The following is a 23,584-nucleotide window of genomic DNA, read 5'->3' as shown; positions in this document are numbered from 1 at the left end:
TACTGTGTAAATATTTATGTCGGTGTGATGTGTTGCATTTAATTGATTCAATTGGTTCAACTGATTTGGTTAATCAGGTTAATTCGATTATGGCTGTTGTTTTGTGGTGCTGGTTTAACTACCGGCTAACTTGCCAAACCCGTGCCACATTCTCGGCTAAGTTCGCCATGTTGATTTCAGCCTCGGCAAAAGCGGTGGCTAGGTCTAACGGGCGAGGAATGGCGGCAAAGACCGCGTCAATACCGTAGTCATACACTTCTTGATAGTTATCACCTAAACAACCCGCCAATGCAATCACAGGGATATCATAGCGTTTCGCGGCTTTGGCGACTCCGACTGGGGTCTTACCATGAGCACTTTGCCAATCAATGCGGCCTTCACCTGTAATGACTAAATCGCTACCTTTTAACTGAGTGTCGATGTTTAATGTTGCTAATACGATTTCGATACCTGGCTTTAAAGTGGCAGAAGTAAAGCCGAGGAAGGCCGCCCCTAAGCCGCCAGCCGCGCCAGCACCTTGGATGTCTTTTACTGATTTTCCCAGTTGTTGCTCGATTAAATCAGCGTAATGACTGAGCGCTTGATCAAGTAGCTGAGTGTCTTGTGCACTGGCGCCTTTTTGCTGACCAAAAGTGACGGTTGCGCCATCTTCGCCGCATAATGGATTATCCACATCACACGCGATCTCAATGTCACAATTGGCTAAACGCGCATCAAGGCCACTGATATCAATCGTTTTTATTTGAGTTAAGCCAATACCATTACCTGCAATGGGTTGTTGGGCCTCATCTAAAAAACGCACTCCTAGAGCTTCTAGCATTCCCATACCACCATCATTAGTGGCGCTGCCGCCTAGGCCTAAGATTAATTTTGTCACGCCATTATTGAGTGCATGCAAAATCAACTCTCCAGTGCCAAAGCTGGTGGTGAGTTTAGGATCGCGCTGTTCAGATTTAACATGGTGTAACCCGCTGGCAGCCGCCATTTCGATAATTGCGGTTGATTGGTTATCTCCACCAAGTCGTCCATAAAAAGCCTCAACTGGCATTTTTAATGGGCCAGTTACACTAAGTTCGATCAACTCACCTTGAGTGGCATCAATTAAAGATTGCACGGTTCCTTCGCCGCCATCGGCAACAGGAACTTGTACATATTCGGCTTGAGGCCACACACGGCGCAGACCATCTTCAATGGCTTGGCACACTTGCTTGGCGGTTAAACTTTCTTTAAATGAATCGGGGGCGATAACAATTTTCATTTTGATGTCCTTTACCCTGTTATGAAGGTTTTATTATGGCAGCAAGTATGGATAAATCCTTTAGCGATAGTGCCAAATATCACAAGCGGTGAAATGTCAAAAACTGTGCAAATGAACAATAAGAATGCGAAGTCGAGTTCATGCCCCAATTTATGCTGTTACCTCTATTAGCTGTGACGAAATATACAATTCAACCAATCCGGTAAAATTATGCGGTGAAATATGAGTGATCGATTCAATTTTATCGAGGCGATAACGCAGAGTGTTACGGTGAATAAACAGACTTTCAGCGCAAGCTTTTAAATTACCTTGATGCTCAAACAGTGCGTGCAAGGTTTTAAGTAATTGTCCTGACTTATCTTGTTGCTTTAAGCTCGCTACAGCTTGGCTGAGTTGCTCACCTTGCCATTGCTGCGCTAAAGGCGATAACAGTACCGGCAAACGAAATTCATCAAATAGATATTTGGCTTGTTGTGGTGCTTTATTTTTCCCACTGGCGAGAACTTGCAAGGCACTTTGATAAGACAAATGGATATGATTAAAATTGGTAAAAAACTGTCCGAGGGCGATATGTAAGTGATGGATGCCTTGGCGTTTAAGTTGGATTAATAGTCGGTCTATTTTTTTACTCTCAGTCGCAGGAACCCTTTGACCCTTTTTTATATGGCAAGGCGCCAGCACCACGATTTGATTAGTAGACGTGACCGCCATTAAATTATTTTTAGTGGGATGTTCAAGCGAATTAACCGCTTGTTTAATCGAACTAAAGTCATTAGCGTCAATATCCTTATCAAGCTCGATCAGCATAGCAATTCTTGGTTGAGAAAGATCCAATTGCAGTCTATTCGCCCATAAGTTTAGTTGTTCTTGATCCAGTTGATTGGTTATCAATAAAGAAATAAATTCCTCGATATGGCGTTTATCCCACTGTAATTGCTCGACCAAAAATGAATGTTCAATCAACATTTCAGCTGTCATTTTAACCAGCTTAGCGTAGGTGCGGATTTGCTCGGGATCGCCGGTGATCCCAACCACACCAACGATTTTTTGTTGGTGTTTAAGCAATAGATTTATTCCAGCTTTAACCCCTTTTAACGTGTGTTCGCTATCATGATCAGATTGGCTCACCTCCACCGTGTCATCATGCTGAATCGCTAATAATGCCCCATCATGTAATTGCCCAATACGGCTAGGATCACCACTTGAGATAATTCGACCGGTGTTATCCATCACATTAATATTGGTGTTAATGATCGCCATCGTACGGTCAACGATTTGCTGCGCTAAATGTGTCTCTAGAGATTGATTTGTCAGTGAACGATTCGAAAGTAACTGAGTGGTGGAAAGATTGTTAAGCGGCATGAGAGCGTCCTACTAAGATAACCTGCATTGAGATTATCTTAGAAAGAGCGCTTTGTCAGTGATGAGATGATAAGTTGTGATTTAGAGTTAATTGTGAGCTTGCACAATTACGATGCCAGCTTAAATGCTTTTTTTAACTGCTGTAAATAAGCTTCGTCGCGACACATACTTTTGCCAGGTTCATCGGAAATCTTAGCCACAGGTTTGCCTTGGCAAGCGGTCAGCTTTAATACGATGTTTAAACTATCGACATTTGGGATATCGCAGGTCAGCTTAGTGCCAATGCCGAAACTGGTTTGAATACGCCCAACAAAGTGAGTGTAGATTTCGGTGGCTTTTTCAAGCGATAGACCATCAGAAAAGACTAAGACTTTGGTGGTTGGATCAATGCCTAGCGTTTGGTAATGACGAATTGCTTTCTCGCCCCATGCGATTGGAGCACCACTATCATGACGCAAACCGATAAATTGATGCGAGAAGTCCGCGTTAAAATCACGCAAAAATGCATCCATAGTGATGCAGTCGGTTAACGCCAGCCCAAGCGTGTTGGGGTATTCTTTTAACCATGAGCTTAATGCCATTTGCTGTGAATTGGCCAAAACAGCGCAGAGTTGCTGATGTGCTTGGAACCATTCATGCGCTTGAGTGCCGACTGCAGGAATATTGTATTTATACGCCAGCGCATAATTTGATGTGCCGGTAAATTGCGGGCAGTGCTCAATCAGCTCACTTACAATCGCGTCTTGTACTGCTTTAGAAAAACGGCGACGCGTACCAAAATCAATTAAATTGAAATCAGAAATGTTTGGCTGTTGATTAAAGAGGGCAAGCTTGTGCTTTAAGTGAGTCACCGCATCACTGACTTGAATATCAGGGTATTTTAGTTGCAAACGTAATTCACTGATGATCGCCAGTAATGGCACTTCCCATAAAATCACATCCAACCATTTTCCGCTTAACTTGACCTTGAGTTGTCCTGCTTGCACGCAGACCTCAATGGTATCTTCACTGAGCTGAAATTGTGCCAAATACGCCAGATAATCGGCTTGATAAAAAGGTAATGATGCAAGGTAATCTAACTCAGGTGCGGTGAAGCGTAATTGGCATAAGGCGATAATTTGAGCTTTTAGTGGTTCGAGTAATGCGCTTAAGTCTTCTTGGCTACGACAATGAAACTCGGCCACCACATCAACATTCGGATATTGATGAAAAACCGCTTGTTGCATATGCAGTTTATAGGCATCGGTATCAAGCAGTGAGTCGATAATAACTGAGCCTACACTCGCATCTTCAGCAAGGGTCGGGGTGGTTTGTGTCGATTGGATCGCAGAGTGAGAAATAGTCATAGCATAATTCAAATTACAATAATCTGGCTATTTTACCTGACAACGGGGCGTATGGGAAAGATTCTCACTATTACGTTATTTTTGAGTACTAAAACTATTTGGCCTGCTATGATCTAAAAGCTTTTGGGTCATGATAGGTTCCCCTTGGTTTAGATACAAAAAATCCCAGATAAATTCTGGGATTTCAATTAACTAGCGGGTTCATGTTTTTAAGTGTTGAGCTTTTTAGCTATCACAACCTAAAAGGATAAATACCATCAATTAGTTATTGCTGTGTAGCTCACTGTTAAGCTCAACCGCTGACTTATTGGTGAGGCATTCAATCTTACCTGTCACTGAATTGCGACGGAATAAAAGATCAGGTTTACCAGCAAGGTCGCGTGCTTTTGCCACTTCAACTTCATTGCCAGAGGCATCAAGCATGGTTACTTTAGTACCAGCGGTAATGTAGAGACCTGATTCAATGGTACAGCGATCGCCCATTGGGAAACCAAGACCGGCGTTGGCACCAAGCAGGCTGTTTTCGCCAATCTTGATCACCACTTTACCGCCACCAGAAAGCGTACCCATGATAGACGCGCCGCCACCGATATCAGAGCCTTCGCCAACCATCACGCCAGCAGAGATTCGACCTTCAACCATGCTTACCCCAGTAGTACCTGCATTGAAGTTAATGAAACCTTCATGCATAACCGTTGTACCTTCACCCACATGCGCGCCAAGACGAACACGAGAAGTATCGGCAATACGCACTCCTGTTGGAACAATGTAGTCCACCATTTTAGGGAATTTATCCACGCAATCGACCGTGATCACTTCACCTTTTAGGCGAGCATCAATTTGACGCGCCGCAAGTTCAGGTAAATCGATAGGACCTTGGTTAGTCCAAGCAATATTGTGCAGCAGGCCAAAAATACCATCTAGCACAATACCGTGTGGCTTAGCTAAACGATGAGAAATAAGTTGCAGTTTTAAGAAGCCTTCAGCAACCGACGTTGGCTGCTCATCGGTGGCTAAAATAACGAGCACTAATGGCGCTGATGATTGCGTTGCTTTTTCAGCAAAATCGGCATTGGCAATATCACCTTGAGCTGCAAAAGCGGTTGCCAATTCTGATGCGATTTCAGGAGTGATCTCAATCGCTTGGTTGCCTTGCTTGTAACCAGTCACTTGAGAAATCGCCGCGACCAAAGTATCGGATGGATTGATTACTGGGCTTGGGAAGAATGCTTCGATGATTTTGCCATCACGGTTTTTAGTTGCGGTGCCGAAGGCAAGTGCGAAATTAGCCATTTAAGATGTTTCTCCATATAAAATAATTGGTATCAAGTTGATTGAATCGACTGATTGAATGTAAAACTGTTAGTTCAATCATAATGATTGCGCCGCGCAGTGAAAAGGCTTGAAGTGAAAATAATGTAATTAATTGAGGCAGACAATAAAAAAGCTAATCGCAGTATTTAGCGATTAGCCTTCAATATTCAGCCTTCTCATTGGATAAACCATGAAGGCGTGAAGCTATAAGTCAGCTTAAGTGAACGCTTTGAATGCTTGCTCAATACCTTCAATCAGCATTTGCATACCGATAACCGCCAAAATTAAACCCATCATTCGAGTGACCACATCCAATGCACTTGGACCAATCGCTTTGACAAATCGCTCGCCAAACACAAATAAGAAATAGGTTAAAATACACAGTAGCCCAAAAGAAACAATGGTGGTGACCAGTTGGGTTATGCCACCAGAAGCGGCGAAGTTCATCGCGGTTGCTATGGTGCCGGGACCGGCCAAAAGAGGCATTGCAAGGGGGGTAATCGCTAAGCCCAAAGCGGCTTTTTTTTGTGCTTCTATATCAACATCTTTAGTTTGCGGTTTATCGGCTGGCGACTTGCCTTGCAGCATGTGAAAACCAATTAAAAATACCAAGATCCCGCCGGTAATGCGTAAGGCGTATAAGGTAATACCAAAGATATCGAAAATGACCTTACCACTGATGGCGAAAATGGTAATAATAATAAACGCGAGGAAAGTGGATCGTAACGCCACCGATTTTGTGGTCGCTCTATCATCACCTTTAGTTAAGCCTAAAAAAATCGGCGTATTTGCGATAGGGTTCATGATGGCAAAAAAGCCCATAAATACGGTTAAAACATGAATGATTAACTCTTTCATTTTAATGCCTTTTTAATTTATTAATAGCATCAACACTAATCCTTCTGTGCGTTAACTTCAATTACTTCGGCAATAAAAAAGGCAACAACCGCGATTTGCGATTATTGCCTTCTGGTATTTAAAATCAGATCAGGGAAAAACTAAGCCGCATCTGCGTCATCGCTTTCTTCATCAGTCTCTGGGACTGCTTTTACCGCTTTCTTTGGTGTTGGTTTACGTTTAGCACCAAGCGCGTAAAGGACTTCATCTTTGTTTTGAGCCAGATAAAGCGACAATTCTTCTTTTTGTGCGTCATCTTCGATCAGTTTGCTGGTTTCTAACAAAGTAAATAGCTCATCCGCCATATCTAACATTTTGTCATAAGCGTCAGCTTCAGCTTTAGAAGTAAAAGTCATCTTCTCTTCTCCGTTGCGTTCCACCACGTACTTGACGATTACAGCCATGGTTATCCCCGTATTATGTAAGTTTATTTCGACTGGGTTTTTATACAGTTTTTTAAGCTGATTGTCCAGTAAGGTTGAGGAGGGAGCTTCGGCTTCTGTTCACCTCGTAACACCTTGTATACAAGTTATGCTTGTGTCCAAAGCGCGCCTTTGGTTACACTTTCATCACTATTCAAACACTTAATAAAGTTGTGCTATGAAAAATTTAATCCCGTTTATTGCCTTATTGGTTAGCGCCAATGTTTATGCTGCCGGATCGGATCTGAAAGCGACGATGAAAGAAATGAAACTCGAATTCAAGCATGCGGCTGAAGCGCAAACTATCAGCGAGATGCAAGTGCCAGTGACCAACCTGACTGAGTTGATTGATAAAGCGAAGTTAGGTGCTTATCCACCAGAAAAGCAAGACTTGTACTTGGAAGGTTTTAATAAATTAACGGTTACGTTGGAGAATGTAGAAACGAGCCTAAAAGCAGGGGAACTTGATCAAGCGAAACAACAATTACGCCAAGTCGATGAGCTTAGAATTGAATACCATGATAAGCGCAACCCAAGTATTTGGAGTAAATTGTTCGGTTAAAATCTATCTTTTAGCTGAAAGTACCTCCAATAACGAGAGAATGAAAACACACGGTTCAAACAGAAAATACGTCGGTTTTTAACTCTTTAGTGCGCTTAATTAAATAGTCTTTAAATTCTCGTACTCGCAGTGGCATTTTATATCTTGGTTGGTAATACAAGCTGAATTCAAATTCACTGCGGGTATAAGGTTGAAGTAGCGCAATCAATTTACCTGAGTCAAGTTCCGTTGTGACCAACACCTCATTATGACGCATTGAGTTCGCGCGAAGGGTTGGCAAGCTTAACGAAAGCCTATACCCCAACGCCAAAAGGCAATCTTGATATTGTTAATGTGGATGTGAATACCAATGGCCGACGTATCCCTGCGCGTATCTATCATAAGCCATTGAGCAATAAAGCGACTAAGCCAGGTGTGCTTTTCTTTATTCATGGCGGCGGGCACCTTAGCGGTTCGGTCGGTGTGTATGATCCTATCGCTCGCAATTTGGCATTGGCAACGGGTGACATTGTGGTGGCGGTCGATTATCGTCTTGCGCCAGAAAATCCTTACCCAGCGGGTTTGAATGATGCGCGCGCCGTTTTACTGCAAACATACTCTTTGTTAGACAGCCAACATATCGCCTATCAGCATAATCTAACCTTAGCTGGCGACAGTGGTGGTGGTGCTTTTAGTGCGACTCTAGCGGCGGAATTTCAAACCTCACATGCCGGATTTATTAACCAACTTGTTTTAATTTACCCTAGCTTGGATTACACCCTTGCTTGGCCTTCATTAAAAGAAAATGGCACTGGTAAATTATTAGATGAAACTAAGATCAGTTGGTACTTCGATCAGTATTTCCAAAATAAAGAAGATCGCCGTGAGCACTCGCCATTATATATGCCAATAACCAAGGCTTATCCAAAAGTGTTGTTGTTTACCGGTGGGCTTGATCCCTTGCGTGATGAAGATTTTGCTTATGCGGCGCGTTTAAAAGCCGCTGGAGTTCCAGTTCAACATCAACATTTTCCAACCGTGACACATGCGTATTTGATGATCCAAAATCTTGTTCCAAAAGAAGTGCAAACCACCTACCAGCTTATTGGTGAATTTGTCGTGCATAACAGCACGCAGACGAGTGCAAAATAAGATCTGTAATCAAGTGAGAGCTAACGTTAAGTTGGCTCTCATTGGTTTTACTCCACTAACCATGCTTTGGCAGTTTCCAGTCAGAGCAAAACTGAATAAAGGTTTTTAATAGTGGGCTTTGGTATTTTTCTTTATGCACCAATAGCCAAAAACGGCGGGTCATATCTAATGGTAGTGGGATCTCTATGACTCGTTTACTGTTAATGGCTGATTGCGCCGCCAGACGAGATAAACAGGCTAAGCCTAGGTTGGCGGTGGTAGAATTTAAAATGGCTTCGGTGGTATTAAGTTGAAATGCCTCATGCCAATTCTCTAGTCTTGGCGCGATGGTACGTAGGAAGAATTCTCGCGTGCCGGAGCCGGGTTCTCGTAATAACCATTCACTTGATTCTAAATCGCTAATGCGTAAATTGCTTTGCTGAGCCAGTGGGTGATCGGGCGAGCACACGACGCACATTTCATCTTGTCCCCATTCTTGCATGATCAATTGATCGGACTGAACTTTCCCTTCGACCAAGCCAATATCAAGCTGATAATCCATGAGCTTTTGGCAAATCAGCGCGGTATTCGAAATAAATAAACCTTGGTGATGATGTTGAGTTTGCAGACGAAAATCGCGTAATAAATACGGTGCCACTTGGTTGCCAATGGTGTCACTCGCGCCAACTTTTAGTTCACCGTTTAAGGCATCGTTGGCTTGGAATAAGCTGCCAATATCCTCGGTGCGGTGCAATAACTCATCAGCAAGAGGCAACAGTCGTTTACCTTCTTGGTTTAATACTAAGCGATTATTGACCCGATCAAATAATGAGTGGCCGAGTTGACGCTCTAATTCTGCTAAAGACAAACTGACTGCTGCTTTGGATAAGAACAACTTTTCAGCCGACACCGTCAAGGTTTTATGTTGGGTGATGGTGGCGAATACTTTGAGTTGTTTCAGTGTGATGTTCATATTTGTCCTGGGTAATGAGGCATTGGCTTTGAAACTAACAATCGGCCTATCTTACACGCGTGTATTGATGGTGGGAAATCAATTACCTTATTTTGTGATGATGGGGTTTTAAGATTGTAATGTTCGATTTATCAAATGCCTATAGGGTGAAAAATGGCTTTTGTGATAGTCTTTTACCATCCCTCCAAAATTATTGTCAGGTGCCTTGTGTTTACTATTTACCATTCCAACCAAGTTGATGTGCTTAAATCATTATTAGTGGAATTGATTCGTTTAAATCCACTGCAAAATCCGTTCGATTCAGAGCAAATCTTGGTGCAAAGCCCAGGCATGTCACAATGGTTAAAAATGGAAATGGCGCAAGAGTTTGGTGTGGCAGCCAACTTAACCTTTCCGCTACCGGCGACCTTTATTTGGGAAATGTTTACCAAGGTGCTGACTGATGTTCCAAAGCGCAGCGCTTTTAATAAAGAAGCGATGACCTGGAAATTAATGCAACTGTTGCCGCAGCAATTAGAACTAGCCGAATTTTCGCCACTTAAACAGTACCTGCAAGACGATGATGACCAATCCAAACGCTATCAATTAGCCGAGAAAATTGCCGACACTTTCGATGGTTATTTAGTTTATCGCCCTGAATGGATCGCCACTTGGGAAGCGGGTGAGGTGGTGGAAGAGCTCGGCGATGAGCATCCATGGCAACCTATTTTATGGCAAGCTTTGTACGATCAAACCGTGGCGCTCGATCAATCACCTTATCATCGAGCCAATCTCTATGATCATTTCATTGATACATTAGAATCTATGCTGGAAACGCCACAAGGATTACCACCGCGTTTATTTGTGTTTGGTATTACCGCGCTACCCCCTCGATATATGGATGCGCTGCATGCTCTTGGCCAGCATATTGATGTACATTTAATGTTTACCAATCCTTGTCGTTATTACTGGGGCGATGTGAAAGACCGTAAATATCTGGCCAAGTTGGCGGCGAAAAATCGGCAAAAAATGCGTTGGTTGCATAATCACTCTGAGTTAGGTGAAGCCACCGAACAATTGAAAGGCAGCATTGAACAAAATGCTCAACCAGAATGGCAACAACTGCATACGGAAGAGGCGGTAGGCAATAGTTTATTGGCTTCTATGGGCAAACTTGGGCGCGATAATCTGTATTTGCTGTCTCAACTGGAAGCCAATGAAATCGACGCGTTTGTCGATATTGAGTCGCAAAGTTTACTGCATTGTATTCAAGCCGATATCTTAGAATTACGCGAACATCAAGACGATCAAAAACTAAACGATAGTGAGCACAAACCCGTTATAGCGTTGGGCGACCATTCGCTGCAATTGCATGTTTGTCATAGCCCGATGCGCGAAGTAGAAGTGTTACATGATCGATTATTGGCCATGTTTGATGCCGACCCTAGTTTAAAACCGCGCGATATTATCGTGATGGTGGCGGATATTAATGCCTACAGTCATGCCATTCAGGCAGTGTTTGGCAATGCGCCCAATGAGCGTTTTATTCCTTATTCGATTTCCGATCGCAGCGCCGATCAAGAAAATCCTATTCTGCAAGCGTTTATGGCTTTATTAGCGTTGCCAAAACAGCGTTGCCAAGCATCCGAAATTTTACAACTGCTAGAAGTGCCGGCGGTGATGGCGCGATTTGGGATTGAACCACAGCAATTTGAACGAGTGACTAATTGGGTTGAGCAAGTGGGGATCCGGTGGGGATTAGATGAGAAAACCGCACAACAGTTTGAATTGCCGAATCAAAAACACAACACTTGGTTATTCGGTATCGAACGGATGTTGATGGGGTATGCGATTTCTGAGCAATCAGGATTATTTCATGGTGTCGAAGGGGATATCGCACCCTTTGATGAAGCCCAAGGCATGGATGCGGAGCTTGCCGGTAAATTAGCCGAATTTGTGCGCTGTTTGCAGTATTATCGCGACCAATTGCTACAAACTCAATCCTTTGACAATTGGCAACATACCTTATTTAAACTGTTAGAGGATTTCTTCTCGGTCGACTTAGAAGGCGAAAGCGTGTTGGCGTCGATTCGCGCTTGTTTGCAGCAGTTACAGCAACAATTAAGCGATGCCGGCGTTACCGATGCGATTTCACCGCAAGTACTAGAGCAATATTTACAAGATCACCTCTCCAGTTCGCGTGTCAGTCAGCGCTTTTTAGCTGGACAAGTGAACTTTTGTACCTTGATGCCAATGCGCTCGATCCCCTTTAAAACTGTATGCTTGTTAGGCATGAATGATGGTTTGTATCCACGCAGTGTCAATCCTGAAAGTTTTGATTTGATCGCAGGGCGAACTCGCGCAGGTGACCGTTCGCGCCGAGATGATGATCGCTATTTGTTTTTAGAAGCCCTGCAATCGGCGCAAAACAATTTATACATCAGTTACGCAGGGCGCTCGATCCAAGATAACAGCGCCAAAGAGCCATCGGTGCTGGTGGCGGAGTTATTGGAATACTGCCAACAAAACTATGCCTTAATTGGTAGTGAGCACTTACCAAGTGATGATTCTGGTGTGGCGCTTATAAACACGATCACCCATTATCATCCGCTGGTGCCCTTTAGCCCCAGTGTGTTTGCTACCGGCAATGCACACGATAACGACTACGATCCCGCCATTGCCAGTTATGCCAAAGAGTGGCTTCCGGTGGCACGTTCAATTGACGTGGCGGATGGCATTGATAATTCAAGAGATAATGAAGCGCCAGCGGAGTTAGAACCTTACATCAAACAACTTGAACCGGACCACCTTGGGGTGTATTCACTTGAACTGCAAGAGTTACAACGTTTTTGGCGCTTGCCGGTTAAGTACTTCTTCAATCAACGTTTAAAAGCGTATTTTGATGGCAGTGAAGCATTATCCAATTGCAGTGATGATGAACCGTTTAACCTGAATGGTTTAGAGTCGTACCAGATTAGTGAACACTTACTTAGCGCATGGTTGGCAGCGCGAGTTAATGGCGATCCAAACCACGATTTTAGCTCGATAGCTCAGCAGGTGATTGGGGAACAAAGCGCGCAAGGGAAATTACCCTTGGCCCAGTTTGGCCAGCTAACTTCGACGCAATTGATCAATAAGGTCGAACAACTGATCCCGCCATTAACTCAGTTAACTGCGCAGTTGCAACCGGACATTGAAATCAATCTTAGCCTTACGATTGAGCTTGATGGGGTGGTTTACCCACTTAAAATCAGCGGCTGGTTGAATGGTCTTTATCGACACTCAGCTCCCGATGTTACTTCAGACGCCGCTACTTCAAATAAAACCAGTTTGGTTCGCTACCGCACCGGCTCAATACATGGCGTTAATATGCTGGGGTGCTGGTTAGAACATCTGTGCATGAATGCCAGTGGCGTGTGTCAAACCAGCGAACTGTTGGGGCTGAATAAACAAGGTTTGCAACACTTTCAGTTTCAAGCTCTTGAGCAAAATATGGCTTTAGATTTACTCACCGAATTAGTGAGGTATTACTACCAAGGCTTAAATGCGCCGTTATGCTTTGTGCCAAAAACCGCCATGGCTGGAGTCGAAGTAGGGTATGAAAAATCCGATTGGAGTCAAAATAATTCGACTTGGTTTGGGTTTACGAAAGAAAGTGATAAAGAAAAAGCAATCAAAGCGATGGCGAAAGTTTTCCAAGACAGTTACAGCTTTGCCGGCGAAGGCAGTAACGATTATATTCAACGAATTTGGAAGCAATGGACGCCAGAGTTGGGAGCTGAATTATTACAACGTGGTGAGGCGGTGTTAAAACCTATGCTTGATAAAACCGTGGCAGTTTCAGACCAAACAGGGAAACAATAATATGACGCAATCACTTAATAGTATGACGTTTCCTTTGCATGGTGCGCGCTTAATTGAAGCCTCTGCTGGAACCGGAAAAACCTTCACCATTGCGGCGTTATATTTGCGTTTATTGCTGGGTCATGGCGGTAAAAGCGCTCATGAGCAACCATTAAGCGTTGATCAGATTTTGGTGGTGACCTTTACCGAAGCGGCAACAATGGAATTGCGCGGTCGTATTCGCAGCCGTATTCATGAAGCCCGCATCGCGTTTAGTCGCGGCGAGAGTGACGATGCTATTATCTGTCGGCTATTGGACGAGGTGACCGATCACCAAAGTGCGGTGGCAATTTTACTGCAAGCGGAACGCCAAATGGATGAAGCGGCCATTTTTACTATTCATGGTTTTTGCCAACGGATGCTGACCCAAAATGCCTTTGAATCGGGCAGTCGTTTCCAAAATGAATTACTCACCGATGAAAGCCAATTAAAACTGCAAGTGGTGAGTGACTATTGGCGTCGCACTTTTTATCCGATGTCGGCCGATTTAACCATAAAAGTCAGCCAAGTGTGGTCATCCCCGCAAGATTTATTGCATGAGATTTCAAATTATTTATCTGGTGAAGCGTTAACTTTTCCTAATGATATGAGCACCGATCCCAAAGTGGATTTAGATCTGTTGTTGCAAGAAAATCTTAAACGGATTGATAAGGTGAAGCAATTATGGCGCGATGCTAAAGAGAACTTTAATGATGTGATCAGTGAGTCTGCGGTCGATAAACGTTCTTACAGTTCGCGCAACTTGCCTAATTGGGTGGCGCAAGTATCCGATTGGGCGCAAAGCCAAGACCGAAGTGGTTTTATCCATGAGCATGTAGAGAAGTTTTCTCAGCAAAGAATCAACGACAAAACCAAAAAATCGCCAGTGGCTACCCATGAGGTTTTTACTGCGATTGATGAGCTACTTGATAACCAACCAGACTTTGGCTTGTTCTTCAAATATCGCGCCATTACCCAATGTCGAAAAATGTTGCTGGAAGCGAAAAAAGCCCATAGTTGGTTATCATTTGATGATTTATTAAGTCAGCTTGGTGGTGCGATTGAAAGCGATGAACAAGGGCTATTAACCGAACGTATTCGCCAATTATTTCCCGTTGCCATGATCGATGAATTCCAAGATACCGATCCATTGCAATACCGAATCTTTAGCCGTATTTATCTTGAGCACTCCCAATGTGGTTTGTTTATGATTGGCGATCCTAAACAGGCGATTTATGGCTTCCGTGGCGCGGATATTTTTACTTATATTCAAGCTCGCAATGAAGTTAGTGCTCACTACACCTTAGACACCAACTGGCGCTCTAGCCAAGCGGTCATTGAGGGAGTGAATGGCATCTTTGAATTTGATCAATACCCATTTATTTATAACGATGACATTCCATTTTTACCGGTCAATGCCAGCCCCAAAGCCGATCTTATGCATTGGAGCCTCAATGGGCAACCGCAACCCGCACTCAATGTTTGGCTGCATAAAAGTGATGATGGCGCGCCAGTGAAAGCCGATGATTACACCGCTGAAATGGCCAATGCCACCGCCTATCAAATCAATCATATTTTATCGGCGGCGCAACAAGGTAATGGGGTCTTTAATGATAAAAAAGGCCAGCCTCACGCCATTCAAGCCAGTGATATTGCAGTATTAGTGCGCACCGGACGCGAAGCCAAACAAGTCAAACAAGCGCTGTCACAGCAAGGCATTGCCAGTGTGTATTTGTCTAATCGTGACAGTGTGTTTGATAGCGTGGTGGCAAAAGATGTATTGCGCTTATTAACGGCCGCGCTCAATCCAAGTGATGCCGGTTCGCTGCGCGCTATTTTGGCCAGTGATTTATTTGATTTGAGCATGGGACAACTCGATAGTTTTAACACTGATGAAAATGCGTGGGAAACGATCGTGAATGAATTTGAAAACTATCAACAGATCTGGTTAAAACGTGGTGTATTACCTTTGATCCGCGCGGTATTAACGCAACGTCATATTGCCGAACGTTTGTTAGCAAAAGCCAGTGATGGTGCCGATAAGGATCATGACGGCGAACGTAAACTGACCGATCTGTTGCATTTAGCCGAACTGACGCAACAAGCCAGCTTAGAACTCGATGGTGAAAGCGCGTTGATCCGTTGGTTAGCCGATAATATTGAACAGCACGATGATGGCGCGGGCGATCAAGTGCAACGTTTGGAATCGGAGCGTAACTTGGTGCAGATCATCACCATTCATAAATCCAAAGGCTTGGAATATGACTTGGTATTTATGCCGTTTGTGATGAACTACCGCGCAAGCAGTGTGGCGAAATACCACGACGATGAAGCCCAAATAACCATGCTCGATTTATCCAAACCTGAAGAGGGGTTGGAACTGGCAGAAAAAGAACGCTTAGCCGAAGATTTGCTTGCTTATTGTATGTTGGCTTAACTCGCGCTGTGTATGGCTTGTTTATTGGCGTGACCTCGATTAAAAAAGGCAATGGCAAAGTATCGAGCAGCGAAAAAAGTGCGCTCGGCTATTTATTGCAACATCATGAGACATTAGACCCAAGTGGTTTGAGTGACGCTTGTGCTGAATTGGCAGGCAAAGTGCCAGCGGTGACGATTTGTGATGCACTGCCAGATACCCCAGCCAGTCCATATATTCCCCAACCAAGTAAAATTACGGATTATCAAGCGCTACAATTGAAAGCGCGTATTGACCGCTGCTGGCACATGACCAGTTATTCAAGCTTGATTAAGCAATCTCATGCTCATACTAGCGATGCTCATCAATCAGCGGAATTTGATGTTGCGGTGGATTTAGACAAACCAATTGATAGCGATGCGGTGCTCGATAGTCAATGGGTTCAATCCGATGCCAATGGGGATTGGGATCTCGATGATCCTAATGATGCACAGGCGCAGATTGAAGCCGATCCTTGGTCGATGTTTGCCTTTCCGCGTGGCGCTCGTCCTGGCACTTTCTTGCATAGTGTGTTTGAAAATATTGAATTTACCCAAGCGGCGACCAGCGCTGACAATACCGCGCAAATTGAAGCGTTATTAAAGCAAGAAGATTACCCGCTTGAATGGTTGCCAACGTTGCAAACCATGGTTGATAACGTGCTCAACACGCCATTAGACGGGCAAGATTTGTGTTTATCGGGCTTATTGCCAGCGCAACGTTTGGTTGAAATGGAGTTTTTATTGCCTATTGAAGCGTTATCGGCCATGCCGCTGAATAACATCCTTCATCAACATGATCCGCTTTCTGCCCAAGCGCAAGATTTAGGTTTCTTTCCGGTGCAAGGTATGTTGAAAGGCTTTATTGATTTGGTGTTTGAGCATCAAGGAAAGTATTACGTGCTTGACTGGAAATCCAATCATTTGGGCGATCGTTATCATGATTATCAACAACACCAATTGGAAAATGCCATGCTCGATCATCGTTATGATCTGCAATATCAAATCTATTCGCTGGCACTGCATCGTTACTTGCGCAGTCGTTTAGCCAATTATGATTATCAGCAGCATTTTGGCGGAGTGTATTATGTTTTCTTACGCGGGTTCTCAAAACCGGATCCATTAGAGGTTAAGGCTCAACCTCATGGCGTGTTTAATACTCGTCCAAGTTTGGCTTTTTTGACCGAATTAGATGCACTGATCGCCGATGTTTCATCTGACATAAATAAACCTAGCACCGATAAAAACAGCATTGATAAAGATGAAGGCCAACAACAAGGAGAGCTTTTCTAATGGAGACTCAAATTCAAGAAAATGCTAACCGCGCACTCAGCTTTATGCATCGGTTGCAAACCGATGGTCTATTACGAGCCATTGATGTGCAATTAGGTGGCTGGGTGTATCAACAACAGCTTTTATCTCAACCACAAGTGCCCAATTTAGTGGTGACAGGGAGCCGCACCACCCATGCAGAATCGATGGCATTACTGGCCTGTATGGTGAGTTATGAGTTTGGTCGTGGCCATATTTGCCTTAATCTGGATGAATGGGATTTGTTTGAAAGCCTATCGCTGCGTTTCTTATTTAAGCGCCAACCAAAGTTACAGCAAGATTATGGTGAGTGGCTCGAATCGCTTAAATCGTGTGACTGGCAGCAAGTTTGTCGCGATTCATTATTAGTGACACTCGATCCAAAATTAGCCGACCTTGGCAGCAGTGCGCCGCAACCTTTGGTGTTGGAAAATCGCCGTATTTACTTAAATCGGTATTGGCAATACGAAAGTCAAGTGGCAGAGCAATTGCGTCAACGCGCCGAACCGTTGGCCTTAAGCTCATTACAAATTAAGCAACTCACTCAAACCTTAAATCGCTTGTTTTCGCGCGATTATGGTTATTTATGGGATAAGCTTTGCGATACGTTATCCAGTCAAATTCAGCGCCAGCAATGGGTGTGTGAAATGTTGGATGTACAACTTGATAGAATGGCATCTGAAACGACTCTTGATTGGGCGGCAATTGATACCGCGCTAACTCAAGCTAAAACGGTGGATGACCTACAGGTTTTAGACTTCTTAGTGCCGCAATCGGTGTGTCTAAATTGGCAAAAAGTGGCGGCGGCGGTAGCATTAACCCGTCGTTTTGCGGTGATCTCAGGTGGCCCAGGTACCGGAAAAACCACCACGGTAGCGAAATTATTGGCCGCCTTGATTGAGCAATCGCTGGGCGAGTCCGATCCAACTCAAGTGAAGGTTCCTACCATTAAGCTGGTGGCGCCAACCGGAAAAGCGGCCGCGCGTTTAACCGAATCCATTGGCAATGCTATCGATCAACTGCCGATTGCGCCTCAAGTGAAAGCGTTATTGCCAGCCCAATCTAGTACCATTCATCGCTTGTTAGGCGCAAGACCCAACACCGTAGCGTATAAATATAACCGTACTAATCCATTGCATGTGGATATTTTAGTGGTCGATGAAGCCTCAATGGTCGATTTGCCTATGATGTTCCGATTACTCGAAGCACTACCAAAACAGGCGAGATTAATCTTATTGGGTGATAAAGATCAACTGTCGTCGGTAGAAGCGGGGGCCATTTTAGGGGATATTTGCCGATTTTCTGAGGTGGGATACCAAGCTAATTATTTGCACACACTGGCGACATTAACCCAGTTCGACACTCTGCCATGTGCCACTCAAGGCAGTTCGATTGCCGACAGTTTATGCATGCTGCAAAAGAGTTATCGTTTCCATGCCCGCTCTGGCATTGGTCAATTAGCCAAAGCGATGAACGCTGGCGATGCACAACAAATGCAACGCACTTGGCAACAAGGTTTTAATGATATTACGTTGCATCCGTTTTACCCCGATACGGCAGTGTCTGCTGCGGATGGCCAAGCCAGCACTAGTATTGCAGATGCCCCATTAACCCAAAAGCAAATTCGCCCTCAATTGTTGGCTTTATTGGTGCAAGGTTTCCAAGCGTATTGTAATGGTTTATCCGGTGGCGTCAGTGAGAAAAGCAAAACTGAGATGGAGCAAAAGGCTCGTGATGTTCTCAATGCTTTTGCCTCGACTCGTTTATTGTGCGCAGTGCGTGACGGGGAGTTTGGGGTACAAGGCATGAACGATGCAATTGAAAAAGCGCTGACTCAAAAGCGCCTTATTCAGCCGATAGATAATGCACAATGGTATGTCGGTAAACCGATTATGATCAGCCAAAATGATGCCTCGTTAGGTTTGCATAATGGGGATATTGGGATGTGTTTACTGGATGAATCGGAAGAGGTGGCAAGACTGCGAGTGTATTTTGAAATGCCAGATGGTCGAATAAAAGGCATCCTGCCTAGTCGGATCCCATCCCATCAATTGGCTTTTGCGATGACGATCCATAAATCGCAAGGCAGTGAATTTGAGCATACTGTTTTGCTTCTACCTGTGAAATTAAACCCTATTCTAACGCGCGAATTAATTTATACTGGCGTTACACGAGCTAAATCTCGCTTAGATTTATTCGCCAATCCACAGGTTTTGGCGCAAGGTGTTACCATTAAAACCAAGCGTACCAGTGGTTTGAGTGAAAAATTAATAAAAAATTAGAATGGACAATAGCCTATGTATTTTGGAAATGTAAAACGTTTGGAGTGGAGTTTTCTACCGGCTCATTTTTTAAATTATCTTGAGCAAGCACTGACAATTGCGGCAAATCATGAAGAAACCGGTCGTTATAATATTGATGGCGACAACGTTTTTTGTGTACTGATGACACCAGAAACCGAGCCAAAAGAGTTGCGAAAAACAGAAATTCACCGTGATTATCTTGATATCCAACTTCTACTTGAAGGAGAAGAAACGTTTGGTTATTCAATTGAAACGCCTCAGCCATTGTTAGATAAGCCGGAGTACACCAATGATGTGCTGCTGTTTAATGAAGTCGGTAATGAGAGTTATATTTCCTTGCGTGCGAATGACTTTATTATTTTCTATCCGGGTGAATCACATCGACCACAATGCGCGACGCGCGAGCCAATGGCGATCAAAAAAATCGTGGTAAAAGTGCATAAGAGTATGATTTAGGCTAGAGAACCGAGAGTCTGGTATCGAGAGCCGAAAAGTTAAAAGCAAAAACCGAAAACGCTTCGCTGCGAGATCAAAGCCTTTACTGAGGTAACTTTGATCTGGTGCGAAGCGTTTTTTTTGAGGTGATTATCGGATCAATTGAATACGCCGAAAAGACGCTGTCCCATCCTTGGACGCTTGAGAAAAGGCCATCCATGGCCTTTTACACTTTTCTCTGTACTCAATCTTGATCGGTCATTAAATTTATGAAATTTACCCGCAACCCGAGCGTAGCGTCCTCGCATCCCGCGCTTCAGTTCAAACCTTCAATACCAAAATTTTTGATTTACGTTGATAGTTATACAAACCTTGTTTTGCCATTGGTAGCGATTCCACCCCAACTTCCTCAAAGCCTTGTTCTCTAAACCAGTGCAAACTGTGAGTGGTGAGGACAAACAGTTTCGTGATCCCTTTTTGCTTGGCTTGTTGACGCATGTGATTGAGCAATAGTGCGCCGCGATCGCCATCTCGGTAATCAGGATGAATGGCCACGCACGCCATTTCTGCCATTTTATCGTCGATATAAGGATAGAGGGCGGCACAGCCTATGATCAGGCTGTCTTTTTCGATAATGGTAAATTGATAAATTTCTTGTTCAAGTTGTTCACGCGAACGACGCACTAAAATGCCTTGTTCTTCTAAAGGGTGGATCAGATCTAAGATCCCGCCAATATCGTGAATGTCAGCATTACGAGTTTGTTCAGCGCTGGCCATGACGATTTGAGTACCAATCCCATCAAAGGAGAACAACTCTTGCAGCAGCGCACCATCAGCTTTGTAACTGACTAAGTGACAGCGAGGCACGCCGGCACGACAGGCACTGATCGCGCCACGTAAAAAACGAAATGTACCGCTGGAGTGGCCATTTTCGGTGTCATGTTGCGCTTCAATGTCTTGAACGATTTTTTCGGCGCACGTTGGGAATAATTCGGGGATCACGTGGTTTTCGTTATCAAGAATGCCTTGCTCTGAGCAAAATCCGATCAGTTTATAAGCTTTAAGACGAATGGCAACTTGAGTAGCCACATCTTCGTACATTAAGTTAAAGCTTTCTCCGGTGACCGAACTGGCGATAGGGCCGAGTAGCACGATCGAGCCCATATCTAACATGCGATTAATGGCGGCGTGATCAATACGGCGAACTTTGCCGCTATGACAATAATCGATACCATCATCCACTCCCAGCGGCTGGGCAATGATAAAATTACCACTGGCGACATTCAGTTGAGTGCCTTGCATTGGCGTATTACGCAAACTCATCGATAAGCGGGCAGTGATGGCAAGTTGTAATTGTCCCGCCGCTTGCATCGCCATGCCGAGCGCATTTTCATTGGTGATACGAACGCCTTTATGATAAGACGATTCACATTGATGTTTGGCTAAATTGGCATTAATCTGAGGACGAGCGCCATACACCAACACAATTCGGACTCCTAAGCTGTGCAGCAAAGCGATGTCGTTGATGATGTTGTCAAAATTGCTATCGGTAAAGGCTTCTCCACCGAGCATGATTACCATGGTTTTACCACGATGAGCGTTAACGTAAGGGGCGGATTGACGAAATCCTTTCACTAATGCAGTACTGCGCATTCTATACAACCTTCCATGATTACTTATATTAAAATAATGACTAATTATTCATTGTGGTGCAATGGTTATTTTATAATATTGATCGTAATACACTGTGCCATAAACCAAATAAAATGTTGAGAGATGTGTCTTAACTGTTCATCTTGCTTGTGCCTTTTGGGTATTTTTGTCATGCTGCTCGAAACTCTCTCTTAACCCCTTTTATGGTGATTATCTCGTGTCTCTATTCTCAATATTTTCTTCATTGTCTAGTTTGCCTGCTTGGTCGACAGTGAAGCGTTATTCTCAACTGACCTTGGCCTGTGGCGGCGCAATTTTAATGGTGGGGTGTGCCAGTCCAACCGAGCGAGGACAGCAATATTTAGATGGGTCTTTGTCGGCCACGTTAACCGCTGAAGATAAAGTCGATTCAACCGCCGCGCGCGATTACACTACCTTTGCCGCTCAAGCTGCGGAAGTCGAGAAAAAATCCCCCTCTTTAAAAGCGAAATATCATAATTTATACGCGCAATTAAATGTGTGGGCACAAGAAAGTGGCGATCCTAACGAGTTAGCCAAATATGGGGTGAATTTTGATCAACTAGGCGGCGCTGATAAAAAAGGCAATATCTTATTTACCGGTTATTTCTCGCCTGTGATTGAAATGCGTCATACCCCAGATCATTTATTTAAATACCCCGTTTATGGCAAACCTGAATGTGGTGCCGTGTGTCCAACTAGGGCGCAAGTTTATGACGGCGCTTTAGAGGGGAAAGGATTGGAATTAGGCTACGCCTCTAACATGATCGACCCATTTTTAATGGAAGTGCAGGGTAGCGGCTTTGTCCATTACGCCGATGATGACACCTTAGATTACTTTGCTTACGCCGGAAAAAATAACCATCCTTATGTCAGTATTGGACGAATATTGATCGAGCGCGATATTATTCCTAAAGAAAAAATGTCGATGAAAGCAATTAAAGATTGGGTAGCTAAAAACGATCCTGACACGGTAAAAGAGTTGCTGGAGCAAAATCCATCGTATGTCTTCTTTGATCGCCAGCCGGGTGCAAGAGTGGCCGGTTCAGCCGGTATACCGTTATTGCCAATGGCATCGGTTGCCGGCGATCGCAGTATTTTTCCTATGGGAACCCCAATCCTTGCCGAAGTGCCATTATTGGACGCTAACGGCAAATGGACTGGGGTGCATATCATGAAATTGATGATCGTGTTAGATACCGGCGGGGCTGTCAAAGGTGGCCATTTAGATTTGTATCATGGCATGGGCGCTCGCGCTGGTATTGCGGCGGGTCATTACCGTCATTTTGGTCGAGTGTGGAAATTAGATTTAACAGCGCCGCCATTAGCACTGCCAAAGAATTAATTATTCTACCCAGTTGATGTTTTGTATAAGAGTGTGCATTTCGCCTCGGATTTTGAGGTATAATGCGCGCTCTTTTTTTATTGGTGCTTGCGCTCCGTTAGACTCACAAAGGCTTACCTATGAACACACAACAACCCGCATCAGACAGTTATAACCAACGTTTTGGTGGTACTCGCCGTTTGTATGGTCATAGTGAAGTGGATATTTTACGCGCGGCGCATGTGTGTGTGATCGGGATTGGTGGCGTGGGTTCGTGGGCGGTGGAAGCCTTAGCTAGAACGGGGATTGGGCATCTCACCCTTATCGATATGGATGATGTGTGTGTCACCAATATTAACCGTCAAATCCATGCAATGACTGGCACGGTTGGGCAAAGCAAAATTGAAGTGATGGCTGAACGTGTCAGGCTAATTAATCCTGAATGTGAAGTGACGTTAATCGATGATTTTATCACCCCAGATAACACTGCTGAGTATATCTCTAAAGAATTTGATTACGTATTAGATGCGATTGATAGCTTAAAACCAAAAGCGGCCTTACTCGCTTATTGCCGCAGTAATAAAATTAAAGTGATCACGATTGGTGGTGCGGGTGGACAAGTTGATCCGACTCAAATCAAAGTGGCGGATTTATCCAAAACGGTGCAAGACCCATTAGCCAAAAAATTGAAAGACACCTTGCGTCGTTTGCATAATTTTAGCAAAAATCCGCAGCGTAAATTTGGCATTGATTGTGTGTTTTCAACCGAACAATTAAAATACCCACAACCTGATGGCAGTGTGTGCGGGGTGAAATCCACCGCCGAAGGGCCTAAACGTATGGATTGTGCCAGTGGCTTTGGCGCAGCAACCGTAGTAACCGCCAGCTTTGGTTTTGTCGCAGTGGCAAGGATTGTAGAAAAAATCTTGTTAAAAGCTAAAGCTAAAAACTAGCCACGAGAGCCGAGGAGCTTAATCGTCT

16 protein-coding genes and 1 pseudogene are annotated in these 23,584 nt (G+C 44.2%); 8 read left to right on the top strand and 9 right to left on the bottom strand.

Annotation, left to right across the window (positions count from 1 at the left end; all coding sequences use genetic code 11):
- Nucleotides 1–118 precede the first annotated feature (118 nt).
- The 6 genes from GFB47_RS08105 to GFB47_RS08080 all read right to left on the bottom strand — a co-directional run bounded on the left by GFB47_RS08105 (nt 119) and on the right by GFB47_RS08080 (nt 6,581).
- Nucleotides 119–1,258 (bottom strand): glycerate kinase, encoded by a 1,140-nt coding sequence (locus tag GFB47_RS08105; RefSeq protein WP_153447531.1) that lies wholly within the window; start codon nt 1,256–1,258, stop codon nt 119–121.
- Nucleotides 1,259–1,408: 150 nt separating this feature from the next.
- Entirely contained in the window at nt 1,409–2,620 is a 1,212-nt protein-coding gene (locus GFB47_RS08100; RefSeq protein ID WP_153447530.1) for a sugar diacid recognition domain-containing protein, read from the bottom strand.
- Nucleotides 2,621–2,727: 107 nt separating this feature from the next.
- On the bottom strand, nt 2,728–3,966 hold the full coding sequence (pncB, locus tag GFB47_RS08095; protein WP_153447529.1) for a nicotinate phosphoribosyltransferase: 1,239 nt from the start codon (nt 3,964–3,966) through the stop codon (nt 2,728–2,730).
- A 261-nt stretch (nt 3,967–4,227) separates the two neighbouring features.
- The gene (gene dapD, locus GFB47_RS08090; protein WP_153447528.1) at nt 4,228–5,259 is read right to left on the bottom strand and encodes a 2,3,4,5-tetrahydropyridine-2,6-dicarboxylate N-succinyltransferase; all 1,032 of its coding nucleotides are present in this window, start codon (nt 5,257–5,259) and stop codon (nt 4,228–4,230) included.
- Between the two features lie 237 nt (nt 5,260–5,496).
- Entirely contained in the window at nt 5,497–6,138 is a 642-nt protein-coding gene (locus GFB47_RS08085; RefSeq protein WP_153447527.1) for a MarC family protein, read from the bottom strand.
- Nucleotides 6,139–6,278: 140 nt separating this feature from the next.
- Complete coding sequence (locus tag GFB47_RS08080; RefSeq protein WP_153447526.1) at nt 6,279–6,581, bottom strand: YebG family protein; 303 nt, start codon at nt 6,579–6,581, stop codon at nt 6,279–6,281.
- A gap of 196 nt (nt 6,582–6,777) precedes the next feature.
- Here GFB47_RS08080 and GFB47_RS08075 point away from each other — a divergent pair, with 196 nt between their 5' ends.
- A complete protein-coding gene (locus GFB47_RS08075) occupies nt 6,778–7,161 on the top strand; it encodes a cytochrome b562 (RefSeq protein WP_153447525.1) in 384 nt (127 codons plus the stop codon).
- Nucleotides 7,162–7,216: 55 nt separating this feature from the next.
- Here the strand turns inward: GFB47_RS08075 and GFB47_RS08070 are convergent, their stop codons facing one another.
- Nucleotides 7,217–7,417: a type 2 periplasmic-binding domain-containing protein gene (locus GFB47_RS08070; protein WP_153447524.1), complete on the bottom strand. Its 201-nt coding sequence runs from the start codon at nt 7,415–7,417 to the stop codon at nt 7,217–7,219.
- 17 nt (nt 7,418–7,434) lie between these two features.
- Between GFB47_RS08070 and GFB47_RS08065 the strand changes: the two genes are divergently transcribed.
- Nucleotides 7,435–8,292, top strand: a complete 858-nt coding sequence (locus GFB47_RS08065; protein ID WP_178306465.1) for an alpha/beta hydrolase — start codon at nt 7,435–7,437, stop codon at nt 8,290–8,292.
- Nucleotides 8,293–8,347: 55 nt separating this feature from the next.
- Here GFB47_RS08065 and GFB47_RS08060 read toward each other — a convergent pair whose 3' ends face one another.
- Nucleotides 8,348–9,244, bottom strand: coding sequence for a LysR family transcriptional regulator (locus GFB47_RS08060; RefSeq protein ID WP_153447522.1), 897 nt, complete (start codon nt 9,242–9,244; stop codon nt 8,348–8,350).
- A 207-nt stretch (nt 9,245–9,451) separates the two neighbouring features.
- On the opposite strand from GFB47_RS08060, the gene recC reads away from it, so the two are divergent.
- From recC to GFB47_RS08040, 4 genes and pseudogenes are all read left to right on the top strand, one after another.
- Nucleotides 9,452–13,087 (top strand): exodeoxyribonuclease V subunit gamma, encoded by a 3,636-nt coding sequence (gene recC / locus GFB47_RS08055; protein ID WP_153447521.1) that lies wholly within the window; start codon nt 9,452–9,454, stop codon nt 13,085–13,087.
- Nucleotide 13,088: 1 nt separating this feature from the next.
- A pseudogene (gene recB, locus GFB47_RS08050) lies at nt 13,089–16,852 on the top strand (exodeoxyribonuclease V subunit beta).
- Nucleotides 16,852–19,152 (top strand): exodeoxyribonuclease V subunit alpha, encoded by a 2,301-nt coding sequence (gene recD / locus GFB47_RS08045; protein WP_153447520.1) that lies wholly within the window; start codon nt 16,852–16,854, stop codon nt 19,150–19,152. Before recB ends, recD begins: the two are co-directional and overlap by 1 nt.
- Before the next feature lie 15 nt (nt 19,153–19,167).
- Nucleotides 19,168–19,629 carry a YhcH/YjgK/YiaL family protein gene (locus GFB47_RS08040; protein ID WP_153447519.1) on the top strand — a complete coding sequence of 154 codons (462 nt, stop codon included), beginning with the start codon at nt 19,168–19,170 and terminating at the stop codon, nt 19,627–19,629.
- Nucleotides 19,630–19,929: 300 nt separating this feature from the next.
- Here the strand turns inward: GFB47_RS08040 and argA are convergent, their stop codons facing one another.
- A complete protein-coding gene (argA, locus tag GFB47_RS08035) occupies nt 19,930–21,261 on the bottom strand; it encodes an amino-acid N-acetyltransferase (protein ID WP_153447518.1) in 1,332 nt (443 codons plus the stop codon).
- Between the two features lie 271 nt (nt 21,262–21,532).
- Here argA and mltA point away from each other — a divergent pair, with 271 nt between their 5' ends.
- Nucleotides 21,533–22,624: a murein transglycosylase A gene (mltA, locus tag GFB47_RS08030; RefSeq protein ID WP_407701701.1), complete on the top strand. Its 1,092-nt coding sequence runs from the start codon at nt 21,533–21,535 to the stop codon at nt 22,622–22,624.
- 119 nt (nt 22,625–22,743) lie between these two features.
- Nucleotides 22,744–23,556 carry a tRNA cyclic N6-threonylcarbamoyladenosine(37) synthase TcdA gene (gene tcdA, locus GFB47_RS08025; protein ID WP_153447517.1) on the top strand — a complete coding sequence of 271 codons (813 nt, stop codon included), beginning with the start codon at nt 22,744–22,746 and terminating at the stop codon, nt 23,554–23,556.
- Nucleotides 23,557–23,584 lie beyond the last annotated feature (28 nt).

The sequence above is a fragment of the Vibrio algicola genome (assembly GCF_009601765.2).
Classification (GTDB): Bacteria; Pseudomonadota; Gammaproteobacteria; order Enterobacterales; family Vibrionaceae; genus Vibrio; species Vibrio algicola.
This window is presented reverse-complemented; position numbering and strand designations above follow the sequence as displayed.

Bases quoted from the DNA above. Each gene is read 5' to 3' on its own strand.
- GFB47_RS08105 (WP_153447531.1), bottom strand. From the start codon at position 1,258: ATGAAAATTGTTATCGCCCCCGATTCATTTAAAGAAAGTTTAACCGCC.
- GFB47_RS08100 (WP_153447530.1), bottom strand. From the start codon at position 2,620: ATGCCGCTTAACAATCTTTCCACCACTCAGTTACTTTCGAATCGTTCA.
- pncB (WP_153447529.1), bottom strand. From the start codon at position 3,966: ATGACTATTTCTCACTCTGCGATCCAATCGACACAAACCACCCCGACC.
- dapD (WP_153447528.1), bottom strand. From the start codon at position 5,259: ATGGCTAATTTCGCACTTGCCTTCGGCACCGCAACTAAAAACCGTGAT.
- GFB47_RS08085 (WP_153447527.1), bottom strand. From the start codon at position 6,138: ATGAAAGAGTTAATCATTCATGTTTTAACCGTATTTATGGGCTTTTTT.
- GFB47_RS08080 (WP_153447526.1), bottom strand. From the start codon at position 6,581: ATGGCTGTAATCGTCAAGTACGTGGTGGAACGCAACGGAGAAGAGAAG.
- GFB47_RS08075 (WP_153447525.1), top strand. From the start codon at position 6,778: ATGAAAAATTTAATCCCGTTTATTGCCTTATTGGTTAGCGCCAATGTT.
- GFB47_RS08070 (WP_153447524.1), bottom strand. From the start codon at position 7,417: ATGCGTCATAATGAGGTGTTGGTCACAACGGAACTTGACTCAGGTAAA.
- GFB47_RS08060 (WP_153447522.1), bottom strand. From the start codon at position 9,244: ATGAACATCACACTGAAACAACTCAAAGTATTCGCCACCATCACCCAA.
- recD (WP_153447520.1), top strand. From the start codon at position 16,852: ATGGAGACTCAAATTCAAGAAAATGCTAACCGCGCACTCAGCTTTATG.
- GFB47_RS08040 (WP_153447519.1), top strand. From the start codon at position 19,168: ATGTATTTTGGAAATGTAAAACGTTTGGAGTGGAGTTTTCTACCGGCT.
- argA (WP_153447518.1), bottom strand. From the start codon at position 21,261: ATGCGCAGTACTGCATTAGTGAAAGGATTTCGTCAATCCGCCCCTTAC.
- tcdA (WP_153447517.1), top strand. From the start codon at position 22,744: ATGAACACACAACAACCCGCATCAGACAGTTATAACCAACGTTTTGGT.